This window comes from Antarctobacter aquimaris (genome assembly GCF_900184945.1).
GTDB classification, from domain to species: Bacteria; Pseudomonadota; Alphaproteobacteria; order Rhodobacterales; family Rhodobacteraceae; genus Maliponia; species Maliponia aquimaris.
The window spans coordinates 253297-274341 of the sequence record NZ_FXYF01000004.1 but is presented as its reverse complement, the minus strand read 5'-3'; the positions used below and the strand labels follow the sequence as shown (position 1 = coordinate 274341).

Here is a 21045-nt window from a genome sequence, read left to right as displayed (position 1 = left end):
GGAGGACACCATGCGAAATCTGTCAATCACACTTGCCATACTGGGCACCACGGCCATGACGGCCCCGGCCTTTGCCGAAAGCCATCTGCCGATCGTCGACAAGCCGCTGGAACTGACGATCCACATGCACTGGCCGCGCGCCCAGGGGTACGGTCCGGGTGGCGACACCAACACGCTGTACCCGGTCGAGGAAGTCACGCGGGAGCGGACCAACATCTACCTGGTCGACAAGACCTCGGGTCGCAACACCAAGGACAACAACGAGGCGATGAACCTGCTGCTCGCCACCGGAAACCTGCCCGACATCGTCGGCGGCAACCGCATCCAGCAGCCGGTCAACCAGTACGGTCCCGAAGGCGCATTCGTGCCGCTGAACGACCTGGTGGACGAGCACGCGCCGAACATCAAGAAGTTCTGGGAAGACCACCCGGGCCTCAAGGCGGCGATCTCGGCCTACGACGGCAACTACTATTACATCCCCTACCTGCCGGACGGCAAATACGGCCGGGCGTGGTTCATCCGTCAGGACTGGCTGGACAAGCTGGGGCTGAAGCAGCCCGACAACGTCGACGAGCTTTACGAGGTGCTGGTGGCCTTCCGCGATCAGGACCCGAACGGCAACGGCAGGAAGGACGAAGTCCCCTACTTTGCCCGCGACTGGGAAGAAGTGCTGCGCCTGATGACGCTGTGGGATGCCCGCACCTCCGGTTCGGACACCTACCACGACTTCTATGTCACTCCCGAAGGCAAGGTCGCGCACCCCTACGCGCAGGAGGCCTATCGCGATGCGATGGCCAACGTGGCCAAGTGGTACGCCGAGGGTCTGATCGACGCCGAGATCTTTACCCGCGGTTCGTCCTCGCGCGACTACCTGCTGGGCGAGAACCTGGGCGGGCTGACGCATGACTGGTTTGCCTCGACCTCGGGGTACAACGCCGCGCTGGCCGACAAGGTGCCCGGCTTCAACTTCATCCCGTTCCTGCCGCCGAAATCGGCCGGTGGCGTGCGGATGGAAGAGCACCGCCGCATCCCGATCAAGCCGGATGGCTGGGCGATCAGCTATTCCAACGAGCACCCGGTCGAGACCATCAAGTACTTTGACTACTTCTTCTCGGAAGAAGGGGCGCTGCTGGCGAACTTCGGTGTCGAGGGCAAGACCTGGGACATGATCGACGGCCAGCCGGTCTACAAGAAGGAAGTGCTTGAATCCGGCACCCCGGTGAACAGCCAGATGTACCTGGAAGGCGCGCAGATCTACCGCGGCTACCCGCAGGACTACCGCTACGAGTGGCAGTGGACGGCAGAAGAGGCGCGCAAGGGCATCGATCTGTATGACTCGGAAGACCTGCTGGTCGACCAGTTCCTGGGCGTCGCCTTCAACAGGGACGAGCAGGAAGTCTATGACAAGTACTGGCCGTCCATCCAGACCTACATGCTGGAGCGCCAGCAGGCCTGGATCCTCGGCTCGGGCGATATCAAGGCAGACTGGGACGACTACATCGCGACGCTCGAAAAGATGGGCTACTCGAAGGTCATCGAAGTCATGAACTCCGCCTACACGCGGCAGTACGGCTGAGCCTTTCCTTTCCATGACACCTGTGCGGCCGGTCTCCGGCCGTACATCCCCCACCGTGACAGCAACAGAAAGACCTCAGAGATGCCCGGCGCACCCGCTCCCCTGCTCGACGAACCCAAGGCCGGCCGGCTGACCATCGACTACGCACCCGATGTCGGCACCGAGATTGTCGAGAACCCGCCGCGCTTTACCTGGCTGCCGGTGATCGAGGACGAGGCGCAGTACGTGCTGCGGATCTCGACCGATCCCGCCTTTCCCAGCGGCGCCACGCATTATTACACCCGGCTCCCGCTGAACTTCTTCACGCCGGACACCGTGCTGTCGCCCGGCACCTGGCACTGGTCCTACGCGGTCTGCGACCCGGCGACGGGCAAGCCCGCTACGACCTGGAGCACGGTCCGCAGCTTCACCCTGACCGAAGGGCTGGCGGAAACCCCGCTGCCCGCGCGCAAGGCGCGCCTGGCCGGGACCAACCGCGCGCACCCCCGCCTGTGGATGAACCCCGAGCGTCTGGCCGAGTTCAAAGCCGCGGTCGAGGCCGACCCGACCCATTGCACCTGGGAAACCTTCTACCGCAAATCGGTCCTGCCCTGGATGGACCGCCCGGTGATGAAGGAACCCGCGGGCTACCCCAACCACCAGCGCGTCGCCCCGGTCTGGCGGCAGACCTACATCGACCTGCAAGAGGCCTGGTACGCGATCCGCCACCTTGCCATCGGCGGCAAGGTCACCGGCGACGCGGCGATGACCGCCCGCGCCAAGGAGTGGCTGCTGGAGCTGGCATCCTGGGACCCGATGGGCGTCACCTCGCGCGCCTACACCGACGAATGGGCCTACCGCGTCTGCAACGCGATTGCCTGGGGCTATGACTGGCTGCACGACGACCTTTCCGAGGACGAGCGCGCCAAGGTCCGCGCCGCCCTGCTGGAGCGGACCCGCGACATCGCGGATCATGCGATCGTCAATGCCCGGATCCACCTGTTTCCCTACGACAGCCACGCCGTGCGCTCGGTCTCGCTGACGCTGATCCCGGCCTGCATCGCCCTGCTTGGCGACGACCCGGAGGACGAGGCGCGCGACTGGCTGAACTACTGCGTCGAATTCCTGTTCACCGTCTATTCGCCCTGGGGTGACAGCGACGGCGGCTGGGCCGAGGGCACCAACTACTGGATGATGGGCATGGCCTATCTGATCGACGCCGCCAACCGGCTGAAATCCTTCACCGGGCTGGACCTGTACAAGCGGCCGTTCTTTCAGAACACCGGGGATTTCCCGCTGTACTGCAAGGCACCGAACACCCGCCGCGCCACCTTTGGCGATGACAGCACGATGGGCGATCTGCCCTGCATCAAGACCGGCCTCAACATGCGCCAGTTCGCCGGAGTCACCGGCAAGGGTGCCTACCAATGGTACTGTGACGAAAACCTGCGCCTGAACCCGGGCACCGAGATGGCCTTTTACAACTGGGGCTGGTGGGACACCAACTTTGACGAGCTGACCTTCCGCACCGATTTCCCGGTGGTCGAGGCAACCCCGCCCGAAGACGGGCTGCGCCACTTCCGCGGCATCGGCTGGGTCGGCGTGCAGCACGCCATGGCGGACCCGGACAACCACATCCAGTTCGTGTTCAAATCCTCGCCCTTCGGCTCGATCAGCCACAGCCACGGCGACCAGAACGCCTTTTGCCTGGCCGCCTACGGCGAGGACCTGGCGATCCAGTCCGGCCATTACGTCGCCTTCAACTCCAGTATGCACCGCAGCTGGCGCCGCCAGACCCGGTCCAAGAACGCGATCCTGATCAACGGCAAGGGTCAGTACGCCGAAAAGGACAAGGCCCAGGCGATGAAGGCGACGGGCCGCATCTTGGCGGCCGAGGATCGTGGCGATCACATCTACATCCAAGGCGACGCCACTGAGGCCTATCGCAGCCTGTCGCCCGAGGTCACCCTGGCCGAACGCGAGGTCTACTTTGTCCGCAACAGCTATTTCGTGATCGTCGACAAGGTCGACGCCGAGACGCCGGTCACGCTGGACTGGCTGCTGCACGCCAATTTGCCCTATGAGCTGGGCAAGACCTCGTTCCGCAACACCGGTGAGCGCGCCGGGTTCTACGGCCAGGTCGTCTGGTCCGAGGCAGGCAAGCCGGAGCTGACCCAGGAAACCGGCTTTCCCGGCGTCGACCCGGCGGACTACGAAGGCCTGCCGGTCAGCACCTGCCTGACCGCGCGCTACCCGGCCGCCACGCGCCACCGGATCGCCACGCTGCTGGTGCCCTACCGTCTGGCCGCGCCGAAACGGATTTTCCATTTCATGGACGACCAGGGCTATGACGCCGACCTCTATTTCACCGACGCCGAGGAAAACACCTTTCGCGTGGTGATGAAGAAGCTGGCCAACACCTGACCCGTCGCAACGCGGGGGTGCGGTCCGAACCGGCCGTCACCCCCGCGCACCCCACGTCCCGGAGATGTGACATGACCGTAAAGAACTACTTTCCCGGAAACGAAAACACGCTGTTCGACGCCGGCGGCGGGTTGACCCGCAAGGTCGCCGCCTACAACGACAACGTGATGTGCGTCGAGGTCCACTTCGAAAAGGGCACCGTGGCGGCATTGCACAGCCATCCGCACGAACAGATCACCTACGTCATCTCGGGCAAGTTCGAGTTCGCCGTCGGGGACAAGACCTATGTCGTGTCCGCCGGGGACTCGCTCTACAAGCAGCCCGACATCGTGCACGGCGCGACCTGCCTCGAGGCGGGCACGCTTCTGGATATCTTCACGCCCCACCGCGAAGACTTCCTCTGATTCAACCAACATCAAGAAAAACCTAAGGGAGAACACGGCATGACCAAACCTGTCATCGGTTTCATCGGTCTCGGCCTCATGGGCGGCAACATGGTGGAGAACCTCCAGAAAAGGGGCTTTGAGCTGGTTGTCATGGACCTCAACAAGGATGCCGTGGCAGCGGTGCTGGCCCGCGGCAACGCGCGCGAGGCGGCCTCGCCGAAGGAACTGGCCGAGGCCAGCGATATCGTGATGCTGTGCCTGACCACCTCCGAAGTTGTCGAAAAGGTCGTCTATGGCGACAACGGCATCCTGGCCGGCATCAAGGAAGGCGCCGTGCTGATCGACTACGGCACCTCCATCCCGGCCTCCACCCGCAAGATCGGCGCCGACCTGGCGGCCAAGGGCGCGGGCATGATCGACGCCCCGCTGGGCCGCACCCCGGCGCACGCCAAGGACGGGCTGCTGAACATCATGGCCGCCGGTGACAAGGCGACCTTTGACAAGGTCAAGCCGGTGCTGGACGAACAGGGTGAAAACGTCTTTTACCTGGGCGCGCTGGGCGCGGGACACACCACCAAGCTGATCAACAACTTCATGGGCATGACCACCGTCTGCACCATGAGCCAGGCCTTTGCCGTGGCCGACCGTGCCGGTGTCGATCGCCAGCAGCTGTACGACATCATGTCGACCGGCCCGTCGAATTCGCCCTTCATGAAGTTCTGCAAGCATTACGCGGTGGACGGCGTGAGCGACCTGGGCTTTTCGATCAACAACGCCAACAAGGACCTGGGCTATTTCCTGAAGATGGCCGAGGACCTGGGCACCCGGGCCGAGATCGCCGAAGGCACCTCGCACAACCTCCAGGCCGCTGTTGCGGCCGGCATGGGGGACGGCAACGTGCCGGAGATCTTCGACTATTTCCTGACGCTCGAAAAATAGGCGTGACGACAGGGCAGAACGCCCGGCACGTCACCTTGGGCACGCAACAGGAACGGACAGGACAGAAGATGAAACTGAAGGGAAAGACCGCAATCGTGACCGGCGGTGGCCGGGACATCGGCGGCGCCTGCGCCAGGCGTCTGGCCAGCGAAGGCGCCAACGTCGCGATCAACTATTTCGCCAGCGATGCCGGTGCGAAACGCGTGGTCGAGGAGATCACCGCCCAGGGGGGCAAGGCCTTTGCCCTCAGGGGGGACCTCACCCGCCAGGCCGACGTGGATGCGCTGGTAGACAGGACCGTGCAGGAGTTTGGCGCGGTCGACATCCTGGTGAACAACGCCGGCGGGCTGATCGCGCGCAAGACGATCTCCGAGATGTCGCTGGAGCACTGGCAGGCGGTGATGGACCTGAACCTGACCAGCACCTTTCTGATGGTCAAGGCCTGCCTGCCGCACATGAAGACCGGTGCCATCGTCAACCTTGCCAGTCAGGCAGGGCGTGACGGCGGCGGTGCCGGCGCGGTGGCCTATGGCGCGTCCAAGGGCGCGATCATGACCATGACCCGCGGGCTGGCCAAGGAACTGGGCCCGAACATCCGCGTCAACGCGCTGTGCCCCGGCATGATCGACACCGATTTCCACAACATCCACACCAAGGACGAGGCGCGCCGCGCGCTCGAGGCGTCGGCGCCCGTCCGGCGCCAGGGCACGTCGGAGGACGTGGCCGAACTGGTGTTCTTCCTGGCCAGCGATGCCGCGGGCTTCATCACCGGCGCAAATGTCGACATCAACGGCGGCGTGCTGTTCAGCTGAGGGGAGACTGACCGATGAGCGAATACCCCATCGTCGCGACGGAAGACGGCATCACCCGTCAGGTCATCGCGGACCACCCGGACCTCATGATCGTGGCCTTCCGCTTTGACAGGGCCGGGCTGGGGGGTGATGTGCACCACCATCCCCACGTCAAGGTGAGCTATGTCCAGAGCGGGCGGTTCCGCTATCGCCTGGGCGACTCGGAATGCGAGATGGGGCCCGGTGACAGCCTCGTCATCCCTTCGAGGCTGCAACACGGCTGCGTTTGCGTCGAACCGGGCGCGATCATCGACAGCTTCACGCCGCGACGGGACGATTTCCTGTGACCGCGCCGCCCAGGCGCATCCTGTGCATCGGCGAATGCATGGCCGAACTGGCGCCGCTGGACGCCCCGGGCGACTATCGCCTGGGCTTTGCCGGCGACAGTTTCAACACGGCGTGGTACCTGCGTCAGTTGCGCCCGGGCCTGGAGGTCGACTACCTCAGCGCCATCGGTGGCGACGCCATTTCCGACCGGATGGCACGGTTCATGGCCGATGCCGGGATCGGCACGGCGCATGTGGCACGGGTGCCCGGCCGCAGTGTCGGGATGTACATGATCTCGCTCAGCGCGGGGGAGCGCAGCTTTTCCTACTGGCGCGACACCTCCGCCGCGCGGCTGCTGGCCGAGGATCCCGCAGCACTGGATCGCGCCATGTCTGGCGCGGACCTGGTCTATTTCTCCGGCATCACCCTGGCCATCCTTTCGGAGGCGGCGCGCGACAGGCTCCTGCACGCGCTGCGGGCCGCGCGCGGGCAGGGGGCGACCATCGCCTTTGATCCCAACCTGCGCCCCCGCCTCTGGCGGGGCAGCGCCGAGATGTGCGCGGCCATCATGCAGGGCGCGACGGTCAGCGACGTGGTCCTGCCGTCGTTCGAGGACGAAGCCGCGTATTTCGGCGATGCCGATCCCCGCGCCACGGCGGACCGCTATGCCGCTGCCGGGGCGCGGTCGGTCGTGGTCAAGAACGGCCCCGATCCCGTGCACGTCCTGCATGACGGGCGGCATCAAGAGGTGGTCGTCGCCCCGGTGCCGCGCGTGGTCGATACCACCTCGGCCGGCGACAGTTTCAACGCCGGCGTTCTGGTGGACTGGGGCAGTCCTCTGCCCATGGCCAAACGGATCGAACGTGCGGCAGCGGTGACCGCGCAGGTGATTGGCGGCAAGGGCGCGCTGGTCCCGCTGGACAAGACACCCCTGTCGAACGACTGGACCATGCCTTGATGCCCGCCCACCGGCGTCTGCGCCGCATCTACGCGCTGGAGGATTTCGAACCCGCGGCGCGCCGCCACCTGCCCGCGCCGATCTTTGGCTACGTCGCCGGCGCGGCTGAGACCAACGCCTCGTACGACGACAACCGCCGGGCCTTTGCCGAGATCGGCTTTGTGCCTCGGGTCGGTGTCGATGTCTCGGGCCGCAGCCTTGCCTGTGACGTCATGGGGCAGGCGTTCGACCTGCCTTTTGGCATTGCGCCCATGGGGGTCTCGGCGCTGACCGCCTATCGCGGCGACCTGGTGCTGGCGCGCGCCGCGGGGCAGGCGCGCATCCCGATGATCGTCAGCGCCGCCTCGCTGATCCCGCTGGAAGAGATCACCGCCGCAAATCCCGAGGTCTGGTATCAGGCCTACCTGCCGCAGCACCTGGCCGAGATCGAGGCGCTGCTGGCGCGCGTCGCCCGCGCCGGGGTCGAGACGCTTGTCGTCACGCTCGACAGCGCCGTGGTGCCCAGCCGCGAGAACAACCTGCGCACCGGGTATCGCACGCCGTTGCGGCCGGATCTCGCGCTGTTCTGGCAGGGCATCACCCATCCCCGCTGGGCGCTGGGCACCTTCCTGCGCACCTTCCTGCGGCACGGCACCCCGCATTTCGAGAACGCCACCGCCACGCGCGGCGCGCCGCTGTTGTCGCGGCGGGCGGTGCGGGACTTTTCCGGCCGCGAGTTCCTCAGCTGGGACCTTTTGGCCGAGGTCCGGCGGATGTGGAAGGGGCACCTGGTGCTGAAGGGGATCCTGCACCCCGACGACGTGACCCGGGCCGCGCATCTGGGCGCCGAAGGTGTCATCCTGTCGAACCACGGCGGGCGGCAGCTGGACGGGGCCGTGTCGCCGCTGCGCGTGCTTACGGCGGCGCGGCGATGTGCGCCGGACCTGCCGATGATGCTGGACGGTGGCGTGTTGCGCGGCACCGACATCCTCAAGGCACTGGCCCTGGGCGCGCGTTTCGTCTTTGTCGGACGGCCATTCAACTACGCTGCCAGCATCGCCGGTGAGGCGGGTGTTGCCCATGCCATCGACCTGCTGCGCCGGCAGCTAATGGCGGACCTGGGCATGCTGGGCCTGACAGACCTCGCGCAACTCGACCGTTCGGTCCTGCTCTGCGAGGGCTTTCGCGAGGTGTGACACCGGCCCTTCCGGGGCCGGCGAGGCGGCCGCACCCCTTTCTGCGCGGGCGTGCCGGGCAGAAGATGGGTCCTGCCCTCACGTTTCCTTCTGGTGCGGCCCGCCGTTTTCTGCCAAACAGCGATCCCAGCCAAGACCCCTGCACAGGCAGGGGCGGCGCTGCGCGTGGTGCATGCCATGCGCGATTGTCTGCGAGGAGTTCCGTGCCTGACATCGGCGAACAGATTGCCGCCTTGCCGATGCGTCGGGGTGACAAGGGCGAAGTCAAGATCCTGATGGTGACATCCCGGGACACCGGGCGCTGGGTCATGCCCAAGGGCTGGCACATGGACGGCAAGAAGCCCTGGGCCGCGGCGGCAATCGAGGCGCTGGAAGAGGCGGGCGCCGTCGGCCGCATCGGCAACGAGAAGATCGGCACCTACCGCTACCCCAAGATCCTGGCCGATGGCCGGGTGATCCCCTGCGTTGTCGACGTCTACCCGATGTTCGTGGATGAACTTTTGCGCAACTGGAAGGAACGCGGCCAGCGCAAGCGCAAGTGGTTCTCGCCCAAGGCGGCTGCGAAGCGGGTCGACGAGGCGGAACTGGCCGAGATGCTGCTGCGCCTGCACCGCGACCCGTTCAAGGAACCGGCGGTGCAGACCCTGATGAAGCGTCACAGCTGACGCGCGTGCCCGGATGCCCCGGGTGCGGCGCCGTCAATCGACGGGCAGCCCGCTGGGCACGCGGTCCGGATGGCCCAACGGTCGGGTAAGCGCGGTCTCCCCGGTCAGCGCGTTCAGAAAGGCTTCCAGCGCGTCGATGTCGCCGTCCACCATCTCGACCGGGGTGATGTCGAGGTGGTCCAGTTCCGCTTGTGCGGCGTCGCTGTAGGACATCAGGCGGAAATCCGTGTCCTTCAGCCAGGCCACGTCCGGCAGCCGCGCCATGCCCGGCGTCCATTCCGCACGGGCGGTGATCGGGTCACACATGTGGCGGATCATGCTGCGCAGGTCGGGGTAGGCGCCGTTGTGCCCGTAGGGCGCGGTGAGTGCGACGTTGCGCAGCGACGGCGTGCGGAACTTGTAGGCATCCGAAGGGTTGCGGGTGGTTTCCATCCGGCCCAGGTCGCGCGGCAGCGTGTCGCCGTCAAACGGCCGGCCGGGTCCGAACTGCGGGATGCCCACGGCGTGAAACTCCTGGTCGGTGAACAGCGGGCCGCTGTGGCAGCCGGCGCAGCCCGCCGCGCCAAAGAACAGCTGGCGGCCCCGCTCGGCCTCGGGCGACAGCGGCGTGCCCCGGCTCAGCCACGTGTCATAGGGGCTGTCGTGGCTTTGCCATTCAGAGGCTTCGAAGGCGGCGATGGCGTTGGCGATCTCGACGATGGTGATGTCCGCCCCGCTGCGCACGTTGGGAAAGGCGCGGACGAACAGGCGCTCGTACTCGGGGATGGCGCGCACGCGGTCGGCCAGCATGGCCCAGCCCAGGTCGATGCTTTCGGCAAAGGCGGCGCTGACCGGGTTCTCATCCGGCGCGCCCGCCATTTCCGCCGGGGAACTGACCGGGAACAGCGCCTGCGCGGCGAGAACCGAATTCAGGCCGGCGGGGGTCTTGCCCTTGGCAGGGGTTTCAAAGGCCATGCCCTTGGCATCGGTCTTTTCCACCCTCCCGTCATGGAACAGCACGCGCACGTCGCCATGGCCCAGGTTCCACAGCGCCGGGGCGTTGCGCGGAATGCGCGCGGCGATCCGTGTTGCGCCCTCGCCGGGGGTGCGGTCCAGGCCAAGACCCTGACCACCCTCGCCGATCCCGAGGCTGAGCGCGTCGGCGCCGCTCAGGCTGTGATGGTGGCAGGTGCCGCAGCTGATGTTCCGGTTGCCTGACAGGATCTTGTCATAGAACAGCAACTGGCCAAGCTGCGCCTGCCGCTTGTCGAAGTTCAGGAAACCCTGGGGGCTGAGGCTTTCTTGCTGGGCGGCGGCAGGCAGTGCGGTCAGCGTCAACGCGGCCAGCCGCAGGACGGTGCGCAGGAGGGGAAATCGTGTGAGCATGCGAAACCTTGGATGAAAAAAAAGTGCGGCAGGTGATAACGAAAGTGTGAGAAACTTGGGCCCGCTTGGCAAGCCTTGGAAAAGAATGCAGTTTTTCCATATTTGTTTCCCTTGGCGAAACAAGGGCTTTCCGTATCGGGAAATGTTCCCGTGTGCCGGGTCGCGGCTTTCCCGGGCGCAAAACGCCCGTGGCCGGCCGGTCAGGCGTGAATCAGCGGGCGGTGAACGCGCCGTAGCGCCCGGCGTGGAACATCAGCGGCGCGCCCTCTCGGGTGCTCACCCGGTCCACGTGAGCCACCAGGATCGAATGGTCGCCGCCGTCGTGCGCGGCCACCTGCCGGCATTCGAAGCGCGACAGGCAGCCCTCGATCAGCGGCACGCCCGTCTCGCTGACGGTCCAGTCGGTTGCACCGAAGGCGTCGCCGCTGCGGGCGAAGGCCTCGCAGATCGCCGCCTGTTCCGTGCCCAGCACATGGATGGCAAAGTGGTCGGCAGCCATGAAGAACGGGTAGCGCGACGAGGATTTGGCCGGAGACCACAGCACCAGCGGCGGGTGCAGCGAAACGCTGGAAAAACTGTTGGCCGTGATGCCCAGCGGTCCGGTCGTCGTCGCGCAGGTGATCACCGTGACGCCGGTCGCAAAGCGGCCCAAGGCATCGCGAAAGGCGCGGCTGTCGGCCTGCGCGGGGTCGAAACTCTGGGTCATCTTCGTCATGCTACGGCCTCTCGCACGGTTGCCAAGGGGCTGGTGCCCGGGCCGCCGGGGCGCGGTCCCCGGCACCCATCCTGTCGGTGCGCCCTGCTGCACCATGAGACATAGACGCCGCGGGCGCATTGCCAAGGCCGTGCCGGGTCACGCGGTCCACAGGTCCTGATCGCACGAAAAAAAGGCACAGGCATGACGTTGGCAGTGCCGGGAGAGTCGCCGCATTTTTGCCACAGGCGCGGGTTTTATTGCTGCAAGACCCCGGAATCCCCCCCTCTTTCCGGCGCTTTGCGGAAATACATTGTGGCGAGACCGCCTTAAATGCGGTAACGGGTGACCAGCAGAACAAGCGCGCCAGCAGACAAAAAAACAGGCGGGCACAGAGGTAGAGCGGTGTTACTATGAGCGCGATTAAGTTCGTAAGCCGTACCCGTGCGGGCGACGTCCAGCACGGCGTGGCGGGCGGCAATGGCCGAGACTATTCGATTGATGCCGCCGGTGGGCGGGAAATCTCCCTGAACATCAGCCGGATCGATATCCGCGGCTACGACCGTGCCGGCGACGATCTTCAGATCACCCTGGCCGACGGGCGGGTGATCGTTCTCGAAGGCTACTTCGACGACAGCGCGGGGCGGGCAGGCAGCCTGTACCTAAGTTCCGATGGCGCCATCAACGAGGTGGGTTTCGTCGCGGCCGAGGGTGGGGCGCTGTTCGCCCAGTACGGACCGACCGAGACCTGGGGCAAGTGGAGCCCGCTGGACCAGCTGATGTTCCTGGATCAGCCGACCGTCGTCGCCGAGGCGCAGACCCCTGTGACCGATGACGGCGAAGGGGTCAGCATGCTTGCCACCGGGCTTCTGGGCCTGGGCGGGCTTGGCGTTGCCGGGGCGGGCGCTGCGGCGCTGGGTGGCCTGGCGCTGCTGGGCGGCGGTGCCGCAAGCGGCGGTGGCAATGGCGGCAACGGCGGCGGCGGCGGCAACGGCAACGGGACCCCCTGGATCCCGCCGACGGTGAACGACCCCGACGCCAGCTACGAATTCGACGGCGGCGACACGCCCCGGATCATCATCACCGGCACCGCCAACCCGGGGTCCGAAGTGACCGTCACCATCGGTGACGAGACCGTCACCGTGATCGCCGGCGACGACCGCACCTGGGAAGCCGTGTTCGAGGGCGAGGATTTTCCGACGGACGGCACCTATACCGACATTCCCGTCACCGTTGTCGATCCCAACGGCACGGTCACGGTACTGGACGGTCCGACCTTCGTGATCGACACCACGCCGCCGCCCATCGAGGTGACGGACGGCACCGTTTCGACCGATGACCTGGTCAACGCCGAAGACCACAGCGACGGCGTCACCGTGACCGGCGAAAGCGAGCCGGGCGCCACCGTGACGATCACCGTCGACGGCGTCACCCAGGTGACCGAGGTCGGCGCCGATGGTGCCTGGTCCTTCACCTTCGACTCCACGGTCTTTCCGCCGGGCACCTACACCAAGGACATCGTCCTGGTCACCACGGATCATTTCGGCAACAGCACCACGTTCCACGACGTGGTGGCCGTCGACACCGAGAACACTGTCACGCTGGACAACCTGCCGCTGACCGGGGACGACCTGATCGCCGCCGCCGAGCATGGCGCGGGTGTCACTCTGGTCGGGACGACCGACGCGGGCGCCACCGTGGCCGTGACCATCGCAGGGGTGACCCACACAGCCACCGCCGATCAGTCCGGCGCCTGGAGCGTGACCTTTGCCTCCGGCGACCTGGCCGAAGGCACCTACCAGGCCACCGCGCAGGTCGTGTCGACCGATGCGGCCGGCAACGTCGCGACGCTGAGCCACAGCTTTGCCGTCGACACCGAAACCGCGCTGACCATCGACGTGCCTGCGGTGGCTGTCGACGGTTTCATCAACCGCGCCGAGGCCGACCAGGGCGTGACCCTGACCGGCACCGCCGAAGGCGGCGCCACTGTGGTGATCTCGACCAACGGGTCCAGCTACACCACGACGGCCAGCGCGTCGGGCGGCTGGTCGGTCGATATCCCCTCGGTCAGTCTGCCGCGCGGCACTCTGGTGATGGACATCCTGGCCACCTCCACCGATGCCGCCGGAAACACTGTCACCGCAACCGGCAGCGTCAACATCGACACCGAGATCGCGCTGACCATCGACACCTCGACCCTGGCGGTCGACGGCATCGTCAACAGCACCGAACACGCCGGCATGATCACCTTTACCGGCACCGGTGAGCCGGGCGCGACCGTGACGCTGGAACTCTACGGCACGACCGCCTCGGCCACCGTCGGCGCGAACGGAAGCTGGTCGATGCCCTTCCCGGCAAACGTCCTGCCGACCAATGCCGGGCAGGCCGGCCCGATCGCGGTCATGGCCTCTGTCACATCGACCGATGCGGCCGGCAACATGGCGCTGGCCTCGGGCGGTTTCCAGATCGACGTGACCAACCATGTCGAGATGTACCTCTCCAGCGTCGAGACCGATGGCATCGTGAACGCCGCCGAACGTGCCGACGGCGCCGTGATCACCGGCTACACCGAGGCGACCGACGCAGGGTCGTCGGTGACCGTCACGGTCAACGGCAACGATTACGCCGCCAGCATCGCCTTTGACGGCAGCTGGTCGGTGCTGATCCCCGCCGCCGAGATCCCGCAGGGTCAGACCACGCTGGACGTGATGGCCACCTCGATCGACGGGGCGGGCAACGTGGCGACCACCGCAGGCACCATCGCCGTCGACACCGTGACCAATGTCACGGTGATGACCGCCGGTGTCGAAGGCGAAGGCGTGGTCAACGCCGCCGAGCGCGCCGATGGTGTCACCCTGACCGGCACCGCCGAACCCGGCAGCAGCGTCATGGTCACCTTCGGCACGGTCACCCGGGCCGCCACGGTCGCCGCCGATGGCAGCTGGACCGCGACATACGCCGCCGCCGAGATCCCGGCCGGCGAGCGGGTGCTCAATGTCACCGCCGTCGGCACCGATCCGGCCGGCAACATCGCGACGGCCACCGGAACGGTGAATGTCGACACGCTGGTGCGCAACTTCGCCATCAGCTCGACCCCGGGCGGCGCGGACGGTGTGATCAACGCCGCCGAGGCCACGCAGGGGCTGACCGTCACCGGCACCACCGAACCCGGCGGCACCGTGCAGCTGTCGCTGAACGGGCATACCGTGCAGGCGACTGTGGACGCCTCGGGCAACTGGTCGGCCGACTTTACCGCCGCGCAGCTGCCCGGCGGCGAACGGACCGTCACCTTGACCGCCGTCTCCCGCGACCCCGCCGGCAACACCCAGACCCTGACCCAGGCGGTGCGGATCGACACCGATGCCGGCCTTTTGACCATCAGCCCCGACCCGGTCGAGGGCGACGACGTGGTCAACCTGGTCGAAGCTTCGGACGGTGTGACGCTCAAGGGCACCTCCACCCCCGGCCAGATGGTCGACGTGACGATGAACGGCGTGACGCATTCGGTGCTGACCGATGCCTCCGGCAACTGGTCGGTCGACTACGCGCCCGGCGAGATCGCGCCCGGCACCTACACCGCCGCCATCTCGGCCACGATCACCGACAGCGCCGGTAACACCCTGACCCGCACCGACAGCGTGAAGGTCGACACCGAGGTGCTGAACTTCGCCGCCTCCGGCACCCCGGTCGAGGGCGACAACGTGATCAACGCGGCCGAGGCGTCGGACGGCTTCACCCTGACCGGCACGACCGAACCGGGCGGCACCGTCAACGTCACCTTCGAGGGCGTCACCCGCGCCGCGACGGTCGATGCCTCGGGCAACTGGTCCGTGGACTTTGCCGCCGGAACGATCCCGGGCGGTGAAAAGGCCAGCGGTGCGCAGATCCACACCACCGACGCGGCGGGCAACACCGCGTCGACCTCGGTCTCCTTCGCCATCGACACGGCGGTGAACACGCTGACCATGTCCGATGACCCGGTCACGCCGGACAATGTCATCAACGCCGCAGAGGCGCGGCAGGGCGTGACGCTGACCGGCACCGTCGAACAGGGCTCGACCGTCACGGTCACCGTGGGCGGCGTGGCGCATGTGGCGACGGTGGGTGCCGCAGGTGACTGGTCGGTCGACATCCCACCCTCGGCCATTCCGTCCGGCACCCTGTCGGCCCCGGTGCTGATCGAGGCGGTGGACCCGGCGGGCAACACCCGCGCGATCACCGAAACCCTCAGCATCGACACCGACGTTCCCGACACGCTGAGCTGGATCGGCTATGGGCGCAACGGCGCGGGTGTGGACCTGATCCGGACCGAGATCACCGACGACAGCGTCTTTCTGGGGCGGCTGAGCGATCCGCACGGAACGCCGGATGTGGCCGCGGTGCCGATCGACACGACGACCGACATCCCCGAGCTGGGGCAGAGCTTTATCGACCTCACCGGCTCGGTTCCCGACGGCACGCACCTGGTGCTGGCTTCGACCGATGCGGCGGGCAACACCTCGGGCGCCTACCTGGTGACGGACGACCCGGCCACCAACACGGTGCTGATGTCGGACAACATCGCGCAGGCGCTGTCCGAGTTCCAGATCGACACCATCGACCTGCACTTTGCCGAGGACAGCAGCCTGACCATCACCGAGGCGCAGATCAAGGCGCTGTCGAGCCATACCGACAGCCTGTTCATCCGCGGCGGTGCCGATGACCACGTCACGATCACCGGCGCGCAGGCGCAGGGCAGCCAGACCGTCGATGGCGAGGGCTACAACGTCTTCTCGCTGGGGGACGCGACGCTGCTGATCCAGGACGACATCACGCAGGTGCATGGCGTCACCTGATGTCACACGTACCGTCCGGCGGCCCGGCGACAGACCCGGGCCCCGGATCCCGACATAATCATAATCGCGCCGAAACGGGGGCCCGAATGAGCATTGGCAGGCGGAGCCTGGGCCTGGTCGCGCTGGCGGTCCTGGTCTCGGGCTGCACAAAGGACATGGGTGTGGTGTCCCGGTTTTCCGGGAGCGCGGCGCAGACCGCGCCCGCGACCCAAAGCTATGCCGACCGCCCCGACCTGGCCACCGCCGCGCCGATCATCCACGCGCTGACGCTGCGGCCCTCGGCCATCCAACCGGGCACACCCTATGCGCAGGTGTCCGAGGCGGTGATCGCCTCCGACTCGCGCGTTGCCGAGGCCGAGCTGCGCGTGGCCCAGCTGCGCGCCGAGGCGGCGAAATACAACTGGCTGCCGGGCATTGCGCCGCGCGTCTCGCTGAACTCGCTGGGCGACTTCGTGGCCGATCTGCTGATCAACCAGGTGCTGTTCGACAACGGCCGCAAGCAGGCGGAACGCGACCTCGCCAAGGCGCAGGTGGAACTGGCCGCGGTCAAGCTGGTCGAAGACAGCAACCGCCGGGTGCACGACGCCCTGACCCTGTTTGTCCGGGCCGAGGAAGCCCGCGAACTGGCGGCGCACCTCGACCTGGCCCACGCCGACATGACCCATTTCGAATGGATCATGAACGAACGGGTCAAGGGTGGCGTGTCCGACATGTCCGACCTCAACGTGCTGCGGCAAAAGCTGGCCGCGATCCGCGCCCGCCGTGACGAGGCGCTGGAAACGGCGCGCACCGCGCTGGCGGAACTGCACGCGATGTCGGCCAGCGACCTTGCCGACCTGCGCGGCGCGGGTTCCCTGTCCCCGGTGCAGGAAGGCGAACCGCTGGAGGTGCTGCGCGCCCAGGCCGAACGCGAGATCGCGCTGGCCGAGGCGCGCATCGCCCGCGCCAGCCATTTGCCGGGCCTGACCGCCAGCGGCTCGGTCGGCGACAGCGGCAGCCTGGGCGGCCTGAACATCGGCACCGACAGCTTCTTTTCGCTGGGCACGGTGTCGGACTTGCGGGCCATCGAGGCGGGCAAGGACGCCGCCACCCGCCGCGTGACCGAGGCCGCCGAGACCTCCCGCCGCAAGATCGACAGCCAGGCCAGCCAGTTCGCCGCCTACACGCGACAGGCGCAGGAGGCCGAGCTGCTCACCCGCCAGGCCAAGCAGAACCTCGACATCTTCCAGCGCCAGTACGATGGCGGCCAGCGCCAGGTGATGGACGTGGTCGGCGTCTACGAGACCTATGCCGCCGGGCTGGAGACCGCCATTTCGCTGAAATACAAGGCCGCCCGCGCGGAACTGGAGCTGGCCCGCCTGCGCGGCGCGCTGGCCGAAGGCGCGCGCCTATGAGCCAGAAAGGCATGTTCCAGCTGGCCGAAAAGGCGGGACAGGCGGTGCTGCGCGCGGTTCCCGCAGGGCCCGCCAGCGCCGCAAACGCCGCCCGCCGCGCCCCGCGCCACAGCGAACGCGCCCGCGCCCGTGCCAACCTGGTCCGCGTCCTGTCCGGCCGCCTGGGGATCGAGGCACGCCTGCCCGACGTGCTGGAGGCGCTGTCGCAGAATGCCGGGCCGAATGACAGCTACGGCCCCGCGGCGCTCTGCGCCGCGCTGCGGGCCGCTGGCCTGCTGGCGCAGGTCCAGCAGCCCGACCGCTTTGAGCCCGGCCTTTGGCCCGCTTTGGCCCTGATGTCGGGCGGCAAGACCGTGCTGGTGCTGGCGCAGGACGGCGACAGCCTCACCATCTACGACGAGACCGCCGCGACGCGCCGCTCCGACGTGCCCCTGTCCGACTTCAGCCCCGTCTTTGCCGGGCAGGTCATCCGCGCCGAGGCGCCGGTCCAGGCGCTGTCCGACACCCATGCGTCGCTCGACAGGCAGGCGCATTGGTTCTGGGGCCAGTTCCGGCACTTCTCGCGCCATTTCGGCGAGGTCGCACTTGGGTCCTTTGTGGCCAACATCCTGGCCGTGTCGGTTGCGCTGTTCTCGCTCCAGGTCTACGACCGGGTGATCCCGCACCAGTCCGAGGCGACGCTTTGGGTGCTGGCCGCCGGCGCCGTGATCGCGCTGTTGCTGGAGGCCATGCTGAAATCCGCGCGTTCGCACCTGCTGGACGGCACCGGGCGGCAGATCGAGATGGGCGTGCAGGGCCTGCTGATGAACCGCCTGCTGGGGATGCGCTCGGACCTTGCGGGGCGGTCCCCGTCACAGCTGTTCTCGGCGATGCGCGAATTCGGCTCGGTGCGCGAGTTCTTCACCGCCTCCACCGTGGGCGCGCTGGCCGACATCCCGTTCATCTTCATCTTCCTCCTGCTGGTCTGGTCCATCGCGGGCAGCGTCGTCTGGGTGCTGGTGCTGGGCGGCATCCTGATGGTGGTCCCCGGCTTCCTGCTGCAACGGCGCATGGTCCGCCTCACGCAGGAGATGCAGGGCGCCTCGGCCCGGCAATCGCGCCTGCTGCACGAGACGGTCGCCGAACTGGACACCATCAAGACACAGCGCGCCGAAGACCGCTTTGCCCGCCTCTGGGAGGAACTGAGTGCGGTGCAATCGGTCAAGAGCTCCGAGCAGCGCAGGCTGGCCGCCGCGCTGACCTTCTGGAGCCAGGCGGTGCAGCAGGGCACCTACCTTGCCGCCGTGATCACCGGCACGTACCTGGTGTTTGCCGGGCAGTTCACCGTGGGGTCGATCATCGCCACCGGCATCCTGACCTCGCGCACGCTGGGACCGCTGACGCAGCTGTCGGGGATCCTCGCGCGCTGGAGCAACGTCAAGGCCGCGCTCGAAGGGCTGGACGCCGTGGCGACCGCCCCGCAGGACCGCGCGGCGGGCCGCAAGTACCTGCGCCGCGAGCGGCTGGCCGGCCAGTACGAGCTGCGCGACGTGACCTTCCGTTACGATCCCGATGGCGCGGCGGCGCTGGACCTGTCGCAGCTGGTCATCCAGAAAGGGCAATGCGTGGCGGTGCTGGGCACCAACGGTTCGGGCAAGTCGACGCTGCTCAAGCTGCTGTCGGGCCTCTACGCGCCCGCTTCGGGCAAGGTGCTGATCGACGGCACCGAGATGGCGCAGATCGACCCGCGCGACCTGCGCCGCGGCATCGGCTACCTGGGGCAGGAAGTGCGCCTGTTCCACGGCACCCTGCGCGACAATCTCAACCTCAGTCTGCTGGAGCGCGACGACGACAGGCTTTACGAGGCGCTCGACTTTGCCGGCCTCGGCCCCTTCGTCAAGGCGCATGCCAAGGGGCTGGACCTCGACATCCGCGACGGCGGCGAGGGGCTGTCTGTCGGGCAGCGGCAGTCAATCGGCTGGGCGCGGCTCTGGTTGCAGGACCCTGAGGTCTGCCTCCTGGACGAACCCACCGCGGCGCTGGACCAGACACTGGAAAAGACGCTGATCTCGCGGCTGGAAGGCTGGCTGTCGGGCCGCACGGCGGTGATCGCCACGCACCGGGTGCCGATCCTGGCGCTGGCCTCGCGCACGCTGATCCTGGCCAATGGCCGCATGGTGATCGACGGTCCGCGCGACGAGGTGCTGAACCACCTGCGCACCGTCCAGACCGGGGCGGCGTAGATGGTCAGCAGCAGCACGACCCTCACGACGCAACTGTCACGTGGCCTGCGCGGCCCGTCCCGCATCATCTGGCTCTGTGCTCTCGCGCTCTGGGCCTTCATCATCTGGGCCGGCTATGCCTGGCTGGACGAGATCGTGCGCGGCGACGGCGAGATCATCTCGTCCTCGCGCCCGCAGATCATCCAGAACCTCGAAGGCGGCATCCTGTCCGAGTTGCTGGTCCGCGAAGGCGATGTCGTCATGCGCGGCGACGTGCTGGCGCGGTTGCAGGGCGTGCAGTTCCGGTCCTCGGTGGACGACCTGCAAGAGCAGATCACCGCGCTGGAGATCCGCCGCCTGCGGCTGGAGGCGGAGTTGCAGGGCGCCTCGGTGGTCGAGGTGCCGGAGGACCTGGCGAAACGATCGCCCGCGATGGTCGCCTCGGAACAGGCGCTGCTGGCCGCGCGGCAGTCCGACTACTTCAAGCGCCGCGAGGGGGCGAAACGCGTGCTGGACGAGGCCGCGGCCGAGATGAAGCTGATGGAGGACCTTCTCGACAAGAAGGTGGTCGCCCTGATCGAGGTCACCCGTGCCCGCAAGGCGCATGCCGACGCGCAGAAGGCGCATGACGAGATCATCACCCAGACCGAGCTGGCGCGGGCCGAGGAATACTCGGAAACGCTGAAGGAACTGGCGACGCTGCAACAGAACCTCAAGGCCTCGCTGGATCAGCTCAACCGGACGGTGCTGGTGTCGCCCATGCACGGCGTGGTCAACAAGCTGTCGATCACCACGATCGGTGGCGTCGTGCGGCCGGGCGAGGAGATCATGCAGATCATCCCGATGGACGAGGACCTTTTCGTCGAGGCGCACGTCCGTCCGCAGGACATCGCCAACATCCGGCCCGGGCAGGAGGCGAAGATCAAGCTGACCGCCTACGACTACACGATCTACGGCACGCTCAAGGGCCGGGTCGACGTGATCTCGGCCGACACCTTCAAGGACGAACGCCGCCCGGACAGCGAACCGCATTACAAGGTGACGGTGCGGGTCGACATGTCGTCGCTGACGGACCGGCAGGTGGCGATGGAGATCCGCCCCGGGATGCAGGCACAGGCCGAGTTGCACACCGGCGAAAAAACCGTGCTCCAGTACCTGCTGAAACCGCTCTACAAGTCGCGTGAGGCGTTCCGCGAACCCTGAGGCTGCCAGAGTGCGCCGCCTGCGGCGGCACTGGTCGTCTCGCCTTTTTGCCTTCGGCAAAGAACTCGGGCGGGAGTATTTCGACAGAGAAGAAGCCTGGAGCGCTGTTCGATGTTTCTTTTCTGTGGAAATA

The 21045-nt window shown here is 67.1% G+C and carries 15 protein-coding genes; 13 read left to right on the top strand and 2 right to left on the bottom strand.

Annotated features, from left to right (window positions below; genetic code table 11):
• The first annotated feature begins 10 nt into the window (after positions 1 to 10).
• The 9 genes from MAA8898_RS09180 (at position 11) to MAA8898_RS09140 (ending at position 9220) form a co-directional block, all read left to right on the top strand.
• Positions 11 to 1576, top strand: a complete 1566-nt coding sequence (locus tag MAA8898_RS09180) for an extracellular solute-binding protein (protein ID WP_176445112.1) — start codon at positions 11 to 13, stop codon at positions 1574 to 1576.
• Positions 1577 to 1657: 81 nt separating this feature from the next.
• On the top strand, positions 1658 to 3979 hold the full coding sequence (locus MAA8898_RS09175) for a heparinase II/III domain-containing protein (protein WP_094020691.1): 2322 nt from the start codon (positions 1658 to 1660) through the stop codon (positions 3977 to 3979).
• A gap of 71 nt (positions 3980 to 4050) precedes the next feature.
• Entirely contained in the window at positions 4051 to 4383 is a 333-nt protein-coding gene (locus MAA8898_RS09170; RefSeq protein WP_094020690.1) for a cupin domain-containing protein, read from the top strand.
• Positions 4384 to 4422: 39 nt separating this feature from the next.
• Positions 4423 to 5304 (top strand): NAD(P)-dependent oxidoreductase, encoded by an 882-nt coding sequence (locus MAA8898_RS09165; RefSeq protein ID WP_094020689.1) that lies wholly within the window; start codon positions 4423 to 4425, stop codon positions 5302 to 5304.
• Between the two features lie 68 nt (positions 5305 to 5372).
• Positions 5373 to 6116, top strand: coding sequence for an SDR family NAD(P)-dependent oxidoreductase (locus tag MAA8898_RS09160; RefSeq protein WP_094020688.1), 744 nt, complete (start codon positions 5373 to 5375; stop codon positions 6114 to 6116).
• A 14-nt stretch (positions 6117 to 6130) separates the two neighbouring features.
• Entirely contained in the window at positions 6131 to 6442 is a 312-nt protein-coding gene (locus MAA8898_RS09155) for a cupin domain-containing protein (RefSeq protein WP_094020687.1), read from the top strand.
• Complete coding sequence (locus MAA8898_RS09150) at positions 6439 to 7380, top strand: sugar kinase (protein WP_281252858.1); 942 nt, start codon at positions 6439 to 6441, stop codon at positions 7378 to 7380. The genes MAA8898_RS09155 and MAA8898_RS09150 overlap by 4 nt, the downstream gene beginning before the upstream one ends.
• On the top strand, positions 7380 to 8555 hold the full coding sequence (locus MAA8898_RS09145) for an alpha-hydroxy acid oxidase (protein WP_094020686.1): 1176 nt from the start codon (positions 7380 to 7382) through the stop codon (positions 8553 to 8555). The genes MAA8898_RS09150 and MAA8898_RS09145 overlap by 1 nt, the downstream gene beginning before the upstream one ends.
• Positions 8556 to 8758: 203 nt before the next feature.
• Positions 8759 to 9220, top strand: a complete 462-nt coding sequence (locus MAA8898_RS09140) for an NUDIX hydrolase (RefSeq protein WP_094020685.1) — start codon at positions 8759 to 8761, stop codon at positions 9218 to 9220.
• Positions 9221 to 9253: 33 nt separating this feature from the next.
• On the opposite strand, the gene MAA8898_RS09135 is transcribed toward MAA8898_RS09140, so the two are convergent.
• Both MAA8898_RS09135 and MAA8898_RS09130 read right to left on the bottom strand, forming a co-directional pair.
• The gene (locus MAA8898_RS09135) at positions 9254 to 10585 is read right to left on the bottom strand and encodes a cytochrome-c peroxidase (protein ID WP_094020684.1); all 1332 of its coding nucleotides are present in this window, start codon (positions 10583 to 10585) and stop codon (positions 9254 to 9256) included.
• 211 nt (positions 10586 to 10796) lie between these two features.
• Positions 10797 to 11300 carry a flavin reductase family protein gene (locus MAA8898_RS09130; protein WP_094020683.1) on the bottom strand — a complete coding sequence of 168 codons (504 nt, stop codon included), beginning with the start codon at positions 11298 to 11300 and terminating at the stop codon, positions 10797 to 10799.
• Between the two features lie 392 nt (positions 11301 to 11692).
• Between MAA8898_RS09130 and MAA8898_RS09125 the strand changes: the two genes are divergently transcribed.
• The 4 genes from MAA8898_RS09125 (at position 11693) to MAA8898_RS09110 (ending at position 20912) form a co-directional block, all read left to right on the top strand.
• On the top strand, positions 11693 to 16114 hold the full coding sequence (locus tag MAA8898_RS09125) for an Ig-like domain-containing protein (RefSeq protein ID WP_094020682.1): 4422 nt from the start codon (positions 11693 to 11695) through the stop codon (positions 16112 to 16114).
• Positions 16115 to 16200: 86 nt separating this feature from the next.
• Positions 16201 to 17508, top strand: coding sequence for a TolC family protein (locus tag MAA8898_RS09120; protein ID WP_094020681.1), 1308 nt, complete (start codon positions 16201 to 16203; stop codon positions 17506 to 17508).
• The gene (locus MAA8898_RS09115) at positions 17505 to 19730 is read left to right on the top strand and encodes an ATP-binding cassette domain-containing protein (protein WP_245853319.1); all 2226 of its coding nucleotides are present in this window, start codon (positions 17505 to 17507) and stop codon (positions 19728 to 19730) included. Before MAA8898_RS09120 ends, MAA8898_RS09115 begins: the two co-directional genes overlap by 4 nt.
• Positions 19731 to 20912 carry an HlyD family type I secretion periplasmic adaptor subunit gene (locus tag MAA8898_RS09110; RefSeq protein WP_094020680.1) on the top strand — a complete coding sequence of 394 codons (1182 nt, stop codon included), beginning with the start codon at positions 19731 to 19733 and terminating at the stop codon, positions 20910 to 20912.
• Positions 20913 to 21045: the final 133 nt, after the last annotated feature.